The sequence below is a fragment of the Lentibacillus salinarum genome, from assembly GCF_042679865.1.
Taxonomy (GTDB): Bacteria; Bacillota; Bacilli; order Bacillales; family Amphibacillaceae; genus Lentibacillus; species Lentibacillus salinarum.
Window position 1 is genome coordinate 44,140 of record NZ_JBHTNH010000028.1, and the last position, 12,937, is coordinate 57,076.

Sequence of the window (12,937 nt, forward strand, 5' to 3'; positions counted from 1 at the left end):
AATCGGACATTTAAGGTCAGTTATCCGCCGTTTTTTGGCGGGTTACTGACCATTATATGCGGGATAAAGTGAAACTTCATTCAGAGGAGGTTTCCCTTCCACCCCCACTGAGATTAAGGAACAAAGGCTAAAAGCGCCACGTCCTCGAAAAAGAAAAGCACTTTTTCTTCGTGCGATGTTATCGCTGTCGCAGCTTTCCTTGTCCTGTGGCAACGCCTTTGTGACCTGCATCCTGCAGGCCCGAACAGAATCGGACATTTAGGGTCAGTTATCCGCCGTTTTTTGGCGGGTTACTGACCCTAAATGCGGGGTACAATAATGCTCCTACCACAAATGTTTGGTAGGAGCATTATATCATATCTTAATCAAGAACCTTGACCTTCACCGTTTTTCGGCCAAAACTGTTCGCTTTACTTTTCGACTCGAAGTGAAGATCGATCCGGTTGCCTTTAATATGACCGCCTGTATCGCCGGCAATCGCATTGCCATATCCTTCAACCCAGATTCTTGATCCTAACGGGATAACATTCGGATCAACCGAGACAACGTTAGGGTTTTCCTTTAAGTTAATGCCTGTTGCCGTATGACCGCTGCCATTGCAGCCAAGACAATCAACCGTATAAGCTGACGCATTCATATGCATGACGTTGCCATCGCCGTCGTTGTTGCTGTCTTTATTATCGTCATCGTCGCTGTTGCTGTCTGCTGACAACGTTGTTAAGTTTTTCTCCGGCTCTTTTTCTTTTGTGCCAAGAGCGACGATGCGGTTTTCACTTTCCTGTTTGGTCGTTTCGTCCGTTAACTCACGATCGACTTCTTCACCATTCTCCGTTGTTATTTCGTAGGTTTTCACAACAATGCCTTTCTGTCCCTCGGAGATAACCTTCTCTTTACCTTTTTCCAAACTGTCATCTTTTCGTTCTTCCACTTCAAAATCAATGGTTTCCTCGACTTTGTCTGTTTCTTTATCAACACGCGTAATGGTGACGGGACGATCTTCCTTCACTTTTTTGTCTTTGGCCGGCTCTAATTTGTCTGCATCGTCGTCAAGGGAAATCTCATTGTCTTCCAGTAGCTCCCCGACCGTTCCGCCGGTCGTCCAGACGTCATTCTTTTCACCGCCATCATTAATTGTCACCTTAAACGCTTTATCAAGTGTGTACGTCATACCGTCACTGACGTCTGCTTGCCCATCATGTGAGGTGTCATCATGCTTGCCGACAGATATGCCGGCTTTTTCAAGAAATTCACTGATGGTATCAGCCGTCGTATAATAATCTTCCTTTTCATCATCAATCACGACGGTCAGCTGGCTGGCTGTATCGTATGTAATGGTCATACCGTCTTCTATTGGTGTATCGATGTTATGGGATAATTCGTCGTGTTCTGAATACGCGATACCTGCTTCGGCAAGCAATTCCTGAACCGTATCAGCGTGTGTCTTTAACGTTTGGTCAGTTCCATTATCGGTGATGACGACTTCTGCTTTGGTTGTCTCCATGATGATAAATCCGGAAAAAACCACAAGTGCCAATAGTCCAACCCCCGAAAGAATCCAATTTCGGGTTGAGTTCGGCAACAGCTTTGAAAATTTTTTCATGCTTTTTGCCTCCTTTCACCGCGACTTTGATTATAGTAACAGTCCTATGCAATTACAACGAAAATCCGTTTACGGTTCATTTACAATTGGATTACATGCGATAACAATCATATGACAGACTGCTTTCGTAGCTGGATTGGCAACATTTGGGCAAAAAATTGACCCGCCATACAGGCAGGTCGGTGATACGATCGATTGGCTCTAATTGATGCTAAATGATCAACACGTTTCATGCTTTCGGGTCGATGTTGAAAAAGGTAAATGCATTATCTGTCGTCATCTTGCTCAATTCCTCGAATGATATACCGCGTAATTCGGCAATTTTTTCGGCAACCAGTTTGACATAAGCCGGCTCATTGCGTTTTCCCCGATTTGGGTGTGGTGCCAGAAAGGGTGCGTCCGTTTCTACCAGCAGCCGGTTGGATGGTACGTCAACCGCGACATCTTTTGGCAGGGTGGCATTTTTGAATGTCACCGGGCCCCCGAGTGAAATGTGGAAGTTCATATCGAGAAACGACTGGACGTAGTCGGCCGAGTCGTTGTAGCAGTGCATGATACCACCGACCTCCCTGGCATTTTCCTCCTGCAGCAAGTCCCTGATATCTTCAGTCGCTTCCCGGTTATGGATGATAATCGGCATGCCAACTTTTTTGGCAAGCGCGATCTGTTTGCGGAAAACGTCTTTTTGCACCTCTTTCGGTGACTTGTCCCAATGGTAATCCAGCCCCATTTCACCGATGGCCACGACTTTTGGATGGGCTGATAGCTCCTCAATCCAAGCCAGGTCGTCGTCTGTCATATCAACGGCGTCGACCGGGTGCCAGCCCACAGCCGCATAGATGGTGTCGTATTGTTCCGCAATCTCAATCGCCAGTGGAATCGTTTGACGATCAAACCCGACAACGACCATATACTCTACCCCGGCATCAAAGGCACGCTGAATTGTTTCGTCCCGATCTTCGAGAAACTGGTCCGCATTCAAGTGGACATGTGTATCAAATAACATACCATCACTCCTCATCAGAAAAAATCGGCATTGCCTCGTTTTTTCAGAGGCCAGATGCCGGAAATCAGGGCAGAAGAAATCGGCGTTTAGCCGATTTCAAGCTTCATCATTTATTTCACGACAGAACCGTTCGGCAGGTTTTGTTCAACAGAAGCCAGTACAAGCTGACCACTGTCATCTTCCCCGCAAAGGATCATACCCTCTGACATTTCACCGCGTAATTTGACAGGTTTCAAGTTCGTGACACAGATGACTTTTTTGCCGACAAGCACATCCGGACTGTAATGCTCGGCTATGCCGGAGACAACCTGCCGCTTATCGGTCCCAACATCCAATTGTAGTTTCAGCAGTTTATCAGCTTTTTTCACCGGTTCAGCTTTCAGCACTTCCGCGACACGCATATCCAGTTTCATAAAGTCATCGATGGCCACCTCTTCCTTTTGTTCAGACGCCTGTTGCTCCGATTCTTCTTTTTTCCCGGCCGGTTTTTGCATCATCGCTTTAATGGCCTGCACTTCTTGATCGACATCAAGCCGTGGGAAAATCGGCTGGCCTTTTTGCACAGCCGTGCCTTTTGAAATCACACCGTCCCGGCCAAGGCTGTCCCATTCTTTCAGTGATTCGTCCTGAACGCCCAGCTGCTGGAATATTTCGCCAGGTGCCTCGGTGAGAAATGGTTGCAGCATGATAGCAATTTTGCGCAATGATTCGGCAAGATGTGCCATGACGTTGCCGAGGCGATCCTTGTTGGCATCATCTTTCGCCAAGACCCATGGTTCAGTCTCATCAATATATTTATTAGTCCGGCTGATCAGCTGCCACAGTGACGACAAGGCGACTGAAAATTGCATATGATCCATCGAATCCGCCACTTTTTGAATCGTCTCCTGCTGCTGCTCTTCCAGGGATTGCTCGATTTCCGTTTCCGCTTTCTTATAGGTTGGCATTTTACCAGCAAAGTATTTGCTGATCATGGCGATGGTACGGTTCAATAAATTCCCGAGATCGTTTGCCAGATCATAGTTCGTCCGCTCAACAAATCCTTCCGGCGTAAAGACGCCGTCCGAACCGAATGGCACTTCACGCAGAAGATAATAACGCAACGCATCAAGCCCGTACACGTCAATCAGCTGGACAGGGTCGACGACATTCCCTTTTGACTTGGACATTTTCCCGTCCTTCATCAAAATCCAGCCATGGGAAAAGACCTGCTTTGGCAATGGCAAGTCCAGCGCCATCAGCATAATCGGCCAGTAAATCGTATGGAAACGGACAATCTCCTTGCTCATTAGGTGCACATCCGCCGGCCAGAATTTTTGATACAGCGCATCGTCATCCGTCCCGTAGCCTAGGGCTGTTATATAGTTGGTCAGTGCATCGATCCATACATAAATGACATGCTTTGGATCACCCGGAACCTTAATCCCCCAGTCAAAGGTCGTTCGCGAGACGGCCAGATCCTCAAGGCCCGGTTTGATAAAGTTGTTCAGCATTTCATTTTTCCGGGTTTCCGGCTGGATGAATTGCGGGTTCTCTTCATAAAACGTGAGAAGCCTGTCCACATATTTGCTCATTTTGAAGAAATAGGATTCTTCTTTTACCTTTTCGACAGGGCCGCCGCAATCCGGACAATGACCATCATCAAGCTGGCGCTCCGTAAAAAACGATTCGCACGACGTACAATACCAGCCTTCATATTCATCAAGATAAATGTCGCCCTGTTGAACGAGCTGGTCAAAGATTTGGGCGACCACTTTTTTATGTCGTTCCTCTGTCGTCCGGATAAAATCATCATGTGTTATCTTTAATTTTTTCCAGAGATCCTGAATGCCGCTGACGATCTCATCAACATATGCCTGTGGCTCCATACCCTTTTCCTGTGCTTTTCGCTGGATTTTCTGACCGTGTTCATCCGTGCCTGTCAAATACATCACATCATAGCCGCGCAGACGTTTATAACGGGCCATCGCATCCCCAGCAACGGTTGAATACGCATGTCCGATGTGTAAATTACCGCTCGGATAATAGATTGGTGTTGTTATATAAAATGTTTCCTTTTCGTTTGGCATTGGCCTACCTCCTCCATCATGATTTCTATTGTAGCTTTTTTAAACAGTTTTTCCAATACAGACTGTCTGTACTCGATAATCGGTAACCCTCGGAAAGTTTCTGATAAACGTCATTTTACCAAAAAACGCACCATTTGTTTAGTTAAGGTAATTTTCAAATTTATTTTTATCTTCTTTCGCATATTTATTGACACTTTTAAGGAAGGTTGGTACTATATTCCATAAGAAACTGTCGAAACATGCCGAAAATTTTTTAGAACGGCGGCTGCACCGAACACAGCCATTGGAGAGAGGAGAAATGGAGAAAATGAAATCTACCGGGATTGTACGGAAGGTTGATGAACTCGGTCGTGTTGTCCTTCCAATTGAATTGCGGCGCACACTCGATATCAACGAGAAAGATTCCCTGGAAATTTACATCGATGATGACAAAGTTGTATTGAAAAAGTATACACCAAGTATGACGTGTCAAGTCACCGGGGAAACCTCCGATCATAATCTATCATTGGCAAATGGCAAGATTGTTCTGAGTCCTGAGGGCGCAGAGCAATTAATCAGCGAAATTCAATCACGCATAAACAAATAACAAAACATTGGTTTAAACTCACTGCATGTGCGAAAAACGGCTGACGCCTTGTTCTTAACAACGTCAGCCGTTTTTAAATGGGATTTCCCTCCCGAATAAAATCAGTGATCAACATGAAACGCCTGATAGACATCCCGCTTGGCCATCTGCCGGTCTTCTGACGTTCGTTTTATCGCTTCCTTACTAGAGAGACCCGTTTCATCCATATAGTAAGTGACATGTGCCACAATCGAAAGGTGGCTCCACCAAAGATTATTTTCCTGAACAGACGCGCCGGAAGCCCCTTCGACGACCAGGCAAAATTCCCCTTTCATTTCTGCTTTATCCGCCCAGTCTATCAGCTCATCAGCCGTTCCCCGTATATATTCCTCAAATTTTTTCGTCAGTTCACGGGCAACTGAAATCTGCCGGTTACCAAGTTCTGTCTGGAGCGATATTAACGTATCTTTTATTCTATACGGCGATTCATACAGTAACAAGGTCGCCGGCACCTTCTTCAATCGGTCCAGCTCTGCTTCCTTTTCCTTTTTCTTGCGTGGCAAAAACCCGTAAAACAAAAATTCATCACTTGGCAGCCCGGACCCAACCAGCGCACATAACGCCGCATTGGCCCCCGGCAAAACAACAACCGGGTAATCTGATGCCATCGCTGACGTTACAAGTTCGTAACCAGGATCTGAAATAGCGGGCATGCCGGCGTCACTGACAACAGCAATCGAATCACCCGTTTCCAGCCGGTCAAGCAGCTGCCTGCCACGGTTTTCCTTGTTATGTTCATGATAACTGATAAGCGGTGTGGCGATGTCAAAATGCTGCAACAGCTTCTTCGTATTCCGTGTATCCTCCGCAGCAATCACGGAAACATCCTTCAATGTCTTTAACGCCCGAAAGGTGATATCCTCCAGATTGCCAATAGGCGTCGGCACTACATAAACTGCATTTTCCGCCTGTTCACTAAAGCTCTTCTGGATTTTCATATGTCATCACTTCTTTCAGCTTGTCCCGGATTAATTGGGCCTTGCCTTTACGGGTAAGCTGTTTGATCTCGTGTTCCCGCTGCATCGCTTCTTCTTTTGTCGGGAACTTTTCCATAAAAACGACTTGAAACGGACCGCGTCCACGTGTGTATTTGGCCCCTTTACCTTCTTCATGCATCGTTACCCGATGCTCCAGATCCGTGGTATAGCCGGTGTAAAGCGTATTATCGGCACATTTCAGGATATAAACGATATGCTCATTGTTTTCCATAAATGATTCCCTCTGCTTCCGTTGTATAGGTATTATCCGCATTATAAATATATAAAGGTGGTAGAATGGTCAAATCAGCTTTGCCGTCCCGGATACCTTCAATAAGCAACATGTTGGCATCCCGTCCGCGTTTCGGATAGACCAATTGCAGGCGTTTCGGTTCAATTTTATATTGCCGGAATAACGTAATAATATCCACGAGCCTGCCCGGGCGGTGTACCATGGCCACTTTTCCACCGGGCCTGACGTGCAGTTTGCATGCTTTCACGACATCCTCGAGCGTGCTGAAAACCTCATGCCGGGCAATCGTCAGATGATCGTTCTGATTATGTTCCGTTTTGGCCGGTGTCGGGAAATACGGCGGGTTGCAGGTGACCACATCAAACGCGCTGTGCCCCAGCACGGACTTCATGTCTTTTAAATCACCGTGAATCATGGTCAATCGATTCGCCAGACCATTTAACCGGACGCTGCGTTTCGCCATATCGGCAAGCCGCTCTTGGATTTCCACACCAGTAATCGAGGCATTGGTCCGGCGTGATAACAATAATGGGATCACCCCATTGCCGGTGCATAAATCAAGGATGGCCCCTTTCCTGATCGGCACATACGCAAAGTGGGCCAGCAATACCGCATCAAGAGAAAAAGCAAATACATCAGGACTTTGGATAATATGCATATTGTCCTCGGCCAATAAGTAATCCAAGCGTTCACCTTCATTCATTGTTACCATGTTCCACTTCCGTTCACGTTATGATAGAAAAGCTGTCCCCAAAATGAGAGACAGCTCAGGTCCACCTTACTTTGCTTTATTGAGAAATTGCAGACAAAACAGGCAATCTTCATCCCTTCTTGGCGTGCCAAAATGCACATTGCAAATATGGAATCCTTCTTCATAAAGTCTTGCCAAATTATCATAGCCTTCGCCGGGTATATTGTGGGTCTCTTTCACCACTTCATGTTCGTTAAAATCGTCTTCCGCTTGCTCCAAACGGCTGCGCAATTGGTGATTCTCCATTTCCAGGCGGTGTTTTTCCTCTAAAAGCCGGCTTAATTTACCTTTTAGATCACCAAGCTGCTCATATAACTCGCCAATTTGGGTTTCCATATCGGATACCTGGTCGAAGATTTGTCGTTTTGACACGCTCATTCACCCCACTATTCTGTGGCTTGCGCTGTAATGATCCCCTCATCGATCATTTCGTCCAATGTATATTCAATCACACGATCTTTTTCCGGAATTTCAATGTGAATGACCCGTTCCAGAATGTTTAACCCGACAACCTTCCCTTCACCGTATGGCGTCCGGACATTTTCACCCATATCAGGCAGTTCACGTTTGGCCGTTTCATAGTCGTCATTTTCATATTTCAGGCAACACATAAGACGGCCGCACAATCCGGAAATTTTCGCCGGGTTCAGTGATAGATTCTGATCTTTAGCCATTTTAATGGATACCGGCTCAAAGTCCCCAAGGAATGTTGAGCAGCAAAGCAGTCTACCGCATGGACCGATTCCACCTAACATCTTTGCTTCGTCGCGCACACCGATTTGCCTGAGCTCAATCCGTGTTTTAAACGCTGCCGCTAGATCTTTCACCAGGTTCCGAAAGTCCACCCGGCCATCTGCTGTAAAGTAAAAGATGATTTTATTGCGGTCAAATGTATATTCAACATCCACCAGATTCATATCAAGGTCATGTTCCCTGATTTTTTGGGAGCAGCTTTCCAGTGCGTTATCAGCCAGTTCCTTATTTTCCACAACCGTCCGTTTGTCTTGTTGATCGGCTACACGAATCACTTTTTTGAGGGGCAGGACAACATCTTCTTCATCAACCTGTCTATTCGTCAAGACGACTTTGCCGAACTCTATCCCACGGACCGTTTCCACGACAGCGTAGTCATCAACCTCGATATTATGGTTCCCCGGATCAAAATAATATATCTTACCCGCTTTCTTGAAACGGACACCTAATACGTCAATCATTCAATCACCCCTGTATTTGAATGGTGAGCTGCTCCATCACAAGCGTCGGGTTGACGTTTTGCTTGAGTTTCCGTTTAGCATCAAGCAGTTTATTCAATATGTCAAGCAATTTTTCCTGTGAGAAGACCATCACCAGATTTTCGATTCGCGCATCATCCTTTGCAAATACGACCATATCGTCTTCTTTGCCAATATGATAATAAAGTATATCTTTAAAGGCCAAAAGCAGTAAATCCAGTCCCTGTTCCTGCTGCTGGCGTTCCTTGAAATGTGGCATCCATGCTTGATGGATAAACAAAAAAACGTCATTTGGATTCGTTGAAAACGTTTCTACCAATTGTATCATTAATCTTCGTGCCTGGGCAAACCACTCATCCTGGCTCCATGAAATCGCTTCATCCAATTGATTGGTTAGGGCACTCAATAAAACAGCAGTAGACCGGGGGACATCCCGATCGATTAACTGCTGTTGAAAAGCCCCCGGGTTAAGGGGTTTCAAGTCAATCATCTGACAGCGTGAGCGGATAGTCGGCAGGATCGATGAACTGTTTTCCGTCATCAGAATCGCCGTCGTCTTTCGTGATGGTTCCTCCAAAAACTTCAAAAGCCGGTTGGAGGCATTCACCGTCATTGTATCGGCACCTTTGACAACATATACCTTTTTATCGGACTCCAGTCCTGAATACGTAAACTCCTTCTGCAAGTGTTCAATCTGTTCTTTGCGGATCGATTGCCCGTCAGGTTCAATCCAATGCACATCAGGATGGTTTCCCGAATCAATCCGTTTGCAAGCGTGGCATTCCAGGCACGGCTCAACACCGGACCGCTCCCGGCAAAAAAGTGTCTTGGCCAGTAACAGCGCTATAGCTTCTTTACCGGTGCCACGTTCACCCTGCAGCAGATAAGCATGGGATAGACGGCCTTTTTCAATACTGTTGGTGATGGTTTTACGCGCGAGTGGCTGGATGTGAGCTATTTCGGACCACGTGTTCATGTCATTCCCTCTTTTATATTACGTATATAAGTTAATGAGTAATCCTTTGATTTCGCCGATAAGCCCAAGCAAATCAATGGTTTTCTGTTCCTCGTTCATCACGTCATCGGTTAATTCGACCAGCTTGTCATCAACGGCTTTCACAATGGCCAGCTGCTGACTTTGGCCATCCATTCTGAAGTTGCGGGATGTTTGTAAGGCGAGGGCGCTGCCCGTTGTTTCTTTCAAAAAATGTTTGACCATTCGTTTGAACTTGATTAGATCACGGACAGAACGAAAGCGGGCCAGCTTGTCCCCCTGCCGTGTAATCGATTCCATTAACTGCTGGATTTCCTGCTGTTTTAATTGGTGTGTCCGCGACTGAACCATGTCGTTGAATGACGTCCGGCCCTCAGTAGGCGTCCGCTCCGTCCTGACTGTTGGATCGATTTGGGATTGTAACTCTGGATTCACTTTCATCAGATCAGTTCCTTTTGGCAGGTACTAGAATTCAGATTTGCATAAATCGGCGGGACAGCTGATTTTTGCTTTTTGAACAACCTCTGTTATATTTCCTTTGGTTATTATTTATGGCGTTGCATATTACTGTTTTAAAAAATCGAAGGAGTGGAAGGCGGCGGCTCCTGCGAGAAAGCAACGACTGAAGACCCCACAGCGAGCATGAGAATACTCGCGAGGAGGCTGAAGCGTTGCCCCGCGGAAAGCGTCCGCCTCGAGCGGAGGAGAAATTGAGCAACGTCCGCGCTTCACTCCTAAAACTGCATGAATTGTTCAATTGGCATAACAAACACAGTGGCACCGCCGACCTCGACTTTGACTGGCTTAGGAATATACGAATCGGCATTGCCGCCCATCGGTGAAATGGGCGCGACCATTTGTTCACGCTTGGAACAGTTATCCCGGATGACATGCAGGGCATGGTCGACATATTGATCCTCGCAGCCAATCATCAGGGTGGTGTTGCCTTCTTTTAAAAACCCGCCGGTCGTAGCCAGTTTCGTGATTTTGAAATTTTCTTCACCCAATGCGTCCGTTAGACGGTTGGTGTCTTTGTCCTGTACGATGGCGATAAGTAGCTTCATCGTCCCTCTTCCTCCCTTAACGTATGATCTAAAAAAGAAACCATATGATTCACTGTGTTTGCTTCAACTTGTGCAAACGGCCGGTCCGCGTCAATGACGTGAATCCGGTTTGGAAATTTGATCACAAGCTGATGGTAAGCTTCATAAACCTGTTCATGAAACCGTATATTCTCCAAGTCGAGGCGATTCCGTTCCCTGTCCTGATTGGCGGCAATACGCGCTAACCCTTTTTCCGGTTCGATGTCAAAAAACAGAGTCCTGTCCGGCATCAGGTCCTGGATGGCGAACTGATTAATCGCAAACACGTCTTCCATTCCAAGCCCCCTGGCAAATCCCTGATAGGCAAGGCTGCTGTCGACAAACCGGTCACAAAGCACGATTTTTCCTGAGGCGAGAGCGGGCATCACTTTTTCCGCCAGATGTTGCCGGCGTGCGGCCGCATAAAGAAGTGCTTCGGTGCGTGCATCCATAGCAGTATGGGCCGGGTCAAGAATGATGTCACGGATTTTTTCGGCGATGCCGATGCCCCCGGGTTCCCGGGTCGCCATGACATCATAGCCCAGGTCCGCAAGCTTTTGTTCAACTGATTTCAGAATAGATGACTTACCCGATCCTTCAACACCTTCAAATGTTATAAAATAACCATTCACGTCTGGTTGCTCCTTTATTGAAAAACGCTGATTCCTTGATTGATATTCCGGTGCTGCAAACGGACACCTTGCTGCATGAACTCATCCAGCAAACGGATATGCCTACGGGTTATCCGTTCACCTTTTACGATAAACGGTATACCAGGCGGATAGGGCGTGATGGGCTCTGCCGCAATATACCCTGGTGATTGCTGAAATGGAACATGTACTGTACTGTGCTGTTTCATAGCTGCGTAATCAATTGCAAGTTCTGTGAGACGTTCTGTGAAAAGATTGTCTATTTCTATTATATCACGATTCACCGTATTTTTTAATTGTGCGTCAATGTTTCCAATTGTATTTTTTAGTTGGTTATGGGCATCAAACGGTGCAAGCCCATGGATGAACAGCACCTGGTTGTGGGTGGCAAGTTCTGGGTAGATACCTTCCTGTTCAAACAAGTGGGCAATTTTCTCACCGGTCAGACCCGGCTTTGCCTTCAGTGTAACCTTCAGCGGATCATTTCCCGTCACAACATCCCAATGATCACTTGCACTCATGATCCTTTTCACCTGATGGCTGCTTGCCACGATTGCCTCCAGATCATTTGTGGTCAGTCCTGCCAGAAACGCGCGCGCCAGATCCAACGATGCCATGATCGGATATGATGGACTGCTTGACTGCACCATCTGCAAATAATGCTGAATCTGTTCGTCAGATAGCCGTGCTGACTGAACATGCAAATAAGCCCCCATTGTCATGGCCGGTGCCATTTTATGCGCGGACTGGACAACCGCATCTGCTCCAAGTGCCAAAGCTGAGTCCGGAAAATCGTCATATAATGAAAAATGGACACCATGCGCTTCATCAATCAGCACTGGTATATTATATTCATGGCTATGCGCAATGATTGCTTTCAACGCATAGGTTTTGCCAAAATAATCGGGATAGGTCAGTATCACAGCTTTGGCATCCGGATGCGCCTTTATGGCTGTCTTGACTGTATCGGCATCCGGAGCTGTATACCGGTCAGCTGCATGGTCAAACACCGGTGCCATAAACACCGGTCGGGCACCGCTCAGTTCAAGGGCGTTGAAAATTGACTTATGGCTGTTACGCTGCACAATGATTTTATCACCAGCTGTGCAAACCGCTAATATCATCGCCAGATTACCGGCTGTACTGCCGCCAATCAAAAAATGTGTATGATCGGCGCCAAAAAATTCCGCAGCCAGCTCCTGTGCCTCATCAATGATACCCTGTGACGCGTGCAAATCATCCAGGCCGGACAACTCCGTCAAATCGAGAGGTAAGATCGGATCAAAGTCCCGCCGGGCATCACCGGAGAAAATCATGCCGTTTTTATGCCCGGGAACATGAAAGGAAACAGGACGACGGGCAGCAAACTGTTTCAAGGCATCATATAATGGCGTTTTTGCCTGGTTATGTGTCACCATGTATCCATCCTCTTTATTATGTCTATTTGTATACCAGCCTAACAAAAAAGGTCCCTGCTATAAATTTGCAGCGACCATACGTGATTAGGAATATAGTGTTGGTTGATTCATATTTTTTAACTTTTTGAGATAATAGCGGTACTTTTCTTCTCTTGGTTCGGTGTGAATCATATTTTTTTCACACTCACAACAAATAAATAGTTTGTATAAATGAATGCCACGTTCTTTCTCTTCTTCACAAATGCCGCATCGTTCCGTTAAGATTTTTTGTTCCATGGTC

Annotated in this window: 15 protein-coding genes; 1 reads left to right on the top strand and 14 read right to left on the bottom strand. The window is 46.5% G+C overall.

Annotation, left to right across the window (positions count from 1 at the left end):
• Window positions 1-361 precede the first annotated feature (361 nt).
• The 3 genes from ACFQ4A_RS12975 to metG all read right to left on the bottom strand — a co-directional run bounded on the left by ACFQ4A_RS12975 (window position 362) and on the right by metG (window position 4,675).
• Window positions 362-1,600: a ubiquitin-like domain-containing protein gene (locus tag ACFQ4A_RS12975; RefSeq protein ID WP_382401302.1), complete on the bottom strand. Its 1,239-nt coding sequence runs from the start codon at window positions 1,598-1,600 to the stop codon at window positions 362-364.
• A 229-nt stretch (window positions 1,601-1,829) separates the two neighbouring features.
• Window positions 1,830-2,606: a TatD family hydrolase gene (locus ACFQ4A_RS12980; protein WP_382401304.1), complete on the bottom strand. Its 777-nt coding sequence runs from the start codon at window positions 2,604-2,606 to the stop codon at window positions 1,830-1,832.
• A 110-nt stretch (window positions 2,607-2,716) separates the two neighbouring features.
• Window positions 2,717-4,675 (bottom strand): methionine--tRNA ligase, encoded by a 1,959-nt coding sequence (metG, locus tag ACFQ4A_RS12985; protein WP_382401306.1) that lies wholly within the window; start codon window positions 4,673-4,675, stop codon window positions 2,717-2,719.
• Between the two features lie 307 nt (window positions 4,676-4,982).
• Between metG and ACFQ4A_RS12990 the strand changes: the two genes are divergently transcribed.
• Window positions 4,983-5,261 (top strand): AbrB/MazE/SpoVT family DNA-binding domain-containing protein, encoded by a 279-nt coding sequence (locus tag ACFQ4A_RS12990; RefSeq protein WP_382401897.1) that lies wholly within the window; start codon window positions 4,983-4,985, stop codon window positions 5,259-5,261.
• Between the two features lie 101 nt (window positions 5,262-5,362).
• On the opposite strand, the gene rsmI is transcribed toward ACFQ4A_RS12990, so the two are convergent.
• The 11 genes from rsmI to ACFQ4A_RS13045 all read right to left on the bottom strand — a co-directional run bounded on the left by rsmI (window position 5,363) and on the right by ACFQ4A_RS13045 (window position 12,933).
• The gene (gene rsmI / locus ACFQ4A_RS12995) at window positions 5,363-6,238 is read right to left on the bottom strand and encodes a 16S rRNA (cytidine(1402)-2'-O)-methyltransferase (protein ID WP_382401308.1); all 876 of its coding nucleotides are present in this window, start codon (window positions 6,236-6,238) and stop codon (window positions 5,363-5,365) included.
• Complete coding sequence (locus tag ACFQ4A_RS13000; protein ID WP_382401310.1) at window positions 6,216-6,509, bottom strand: GIY-YIG nuclease family protein; 294 nt, start codon at window positions 6,507-6,509, stop codon at window positions 6,216-6,218. The genes rsmI and ACFQ4A_RS13000 overlap by 23 nt, the downstream gene beginning before the upstream one ends.
• Entirely contained in the window at window positions 6,496-7,242 is a 747-nt protein-coding gene (locus ACFQ4A_RS13005; RefSeq protein WP_382401312.1) for a tRNA1(Val) (adenine(37)-N6)-methyltransferase, read from the bottom strand. Before ACFQ4A_RS13005 ends, ACFQ4A_RS13000 begins: the two co-directional genes overlap by 14 nt.
• Before the next feature lie 66 nt (window positions 7,243-7,308).
• Window positions 7,309-7,653 (bottom strand): DNA replication initiation control protein YabA, encoded by a 345-nt coding sequence (gene yabA / locus ACFQ4A_RS13010; RefSeq protein ID WP_382401314.1) that lies wholly within the window; start codon window positions 7,651-7,653, stop codon window positions 7,309-7,311.
• A gap of 14 nt (window positions 7,654-7,667) precedes the next feature.
• Window positions 7,668-8,495, bottom strand: coding sequence for a PSP1 domain-containing protein (locus ACFQ4A_RS13015; RefSeq protein WP_382401316.1), 828 nt, complete (start codon window positions 8,493-8,495; stop codon window positions 7,668-7,670).
• Window positions 8,496-8,499: 4 nt separating this feature from the next.
• Complete coding sequence (gene holB / locus ACFQ4A_RS13020; protein ID WP_382401318.1) at window positions 8,500-9,489, bottom strand: DNA polymerase III subunit delta'; 990 nt, start codon at window positions 9,487-9,489, stop codon at window positions 8,500-8,502.
• 18 nt (window positions 9,490-9,507) lie between these two features.
• Window positions 9,508-9,948: a YaaR family protein gene (locus tag ACFQ4A_RS13025; RefSeq protein ID WP_382401320.1), complete on the bottom strand. Its 441-nt coding sequence runs from the start codon at window positions 9,946-9,948 to the stop codon at window positions 9,508-9,510.
• Window positions 9,949-10,241: 293 nt separating this feature from the next.
• A complete protein-coding gene (locus tag ACFQ4A_RS13030) occupies window positions 10,242-10,571 on the bottom strand; it encodes a cyclic-di-AMP receptor (RefSeq protein ID WP_382401322.1) in 330 nt (109 codons plus the stop codon).
• Window positions 10,568-11,221: a dTMP kinase gene (tmk, locus tag ACFQ4A_RS13035; protein WP_382401324.1), complete on the bottom strand. Its 654-nt coding sequence runs from the start codon at window positions 11,219-11,221 to the stop codon at window positions 10,568-10,570. Before tmk ends, ACFQ4A_RS13030 begins: the two co-directional genes overlap by 4 nt.
• A 14-nt stretch (window positions 11,222-11,235) precedes the next feature.
• Window positions 11,236-12,657: an aminotransferase class I/II-fold pyridoxal phosphate-dependent enzyme gene (locus ACFQ4A_RS13040; RefSeq protein ID WP_382401326.1), complete on the bottom strand. Its 1,422-nt coding sequence runs from the start codon at window positions 12,655-12,657 to the stop codon at window positions 11,236-11,238.
• An 84-nt stretch (window positions 12,658-12,741) separates the two neighbouring features.
• Window positions 12,742-12,933, bottom strand: coding sequence for a sigma factor G inhibitor Gin (locus tag ACFQ4A_RS13045; RefSeq protein ID WP_382401328.1), 192 nt, complete (start codon window positions 12,931-12,933; stop codon window positions 12,742-12,744).
• Window positions 12,934-12,937 lie beyond the last annotated feature (4 nt).

Bases quoted from the DNA above. Each gene is read 5' to 3' on its own strand.
- ACFQ4A_RS12975 (WP_382401302.1), bottom strand. From the start codon at position 1,600: ATGAAAAAATTTTCAAAGCTGTTGCCGAACTCAACCCGAAATTGGATT.
- ACFQ4A_RS12980 (WP_382401304.1), bottom strand. From the start codon at position 2,606: ATGTTATTTGATACACATGTCCACTTGAATGCGGACCAGTTTCTCGAA.
- metG (WP_382401306.1), bottom strand. From the start codon at position 4,675: ATGCCAAACGAAAAGGAAACATTTTATATAACAACACCAATCTATTAT.
- ACFQ4A_RS12990 (WP_382401897.1), top strand. From the start codon at position 4,983: ATGAAATCTACCGGGATTGTACGGAAGGTTGATGAACTCGGTCGTGTT.
- rsmI (WP_382401308.1), bottom strand. From the start codon at position 6,238: ATGAAAATCCAGAAGAGCTTTAGTGAACAGGCGGAAAATGCAGTTTAT.
- ACFQ4A_RS13000 (WP_382401310.1), bottom strand. From the start codon at position 6,509: ATGGAAAACAATGAGCATATCGTTTATATCCTGAAATGTGCCGATAAT.
- ACFQ4A_RS13005 (WP_382401312.1), bottom strand. From the start codon at position 7,242: ATGGTAACAATGAATGAAGGTGAACGCTTGGATTACTTATTGGCCGAG.
- ACFQ4A_RS13015 (WP_382401316.1), bottom strand. From the start codon at position 8,495: ATGATTGACGTATTAGGTGTCCGTTTCAAGAAAGCGGGTAAGATATAT.
- holB (WP_382401318.1), bottom strand. From the start codon at position 9,489: ATGAACACGTGGTCCGAAATAGCTCACATCCAGCCACTCGCGCGTAAA.
- ACFQ4A_RS13025 (WP_382401320.1), bottom strand. From the start codon at position 9,948: ATGAAAGTGAATCCAGAGTTACAATCCCAAATCGATCCAACAGTCAGG.
- ACFQ4A_RS13030 (WP_382401322.1), bottom strand. From the start codon at position 10,571: ATGAAGCTACTTATCGCCATCGTACAGGACAAAGACACCAACCGTCTA.
- ACFQ4A_RS13040 (WP_382401326.1), bottom strand. From the start codon at position 12,657: ATGGTGACACATAACCAGGCAAAAACGCCATTATATGATGCCTTGAAA.
- ACFQ4A_RS13045 (WP_382401328.1), bottom strand. From the start codon at position 12,933: ATGGAACAAAAAATCTTAACGGAACGATGCGGCATTTGTGAAGAAGAG.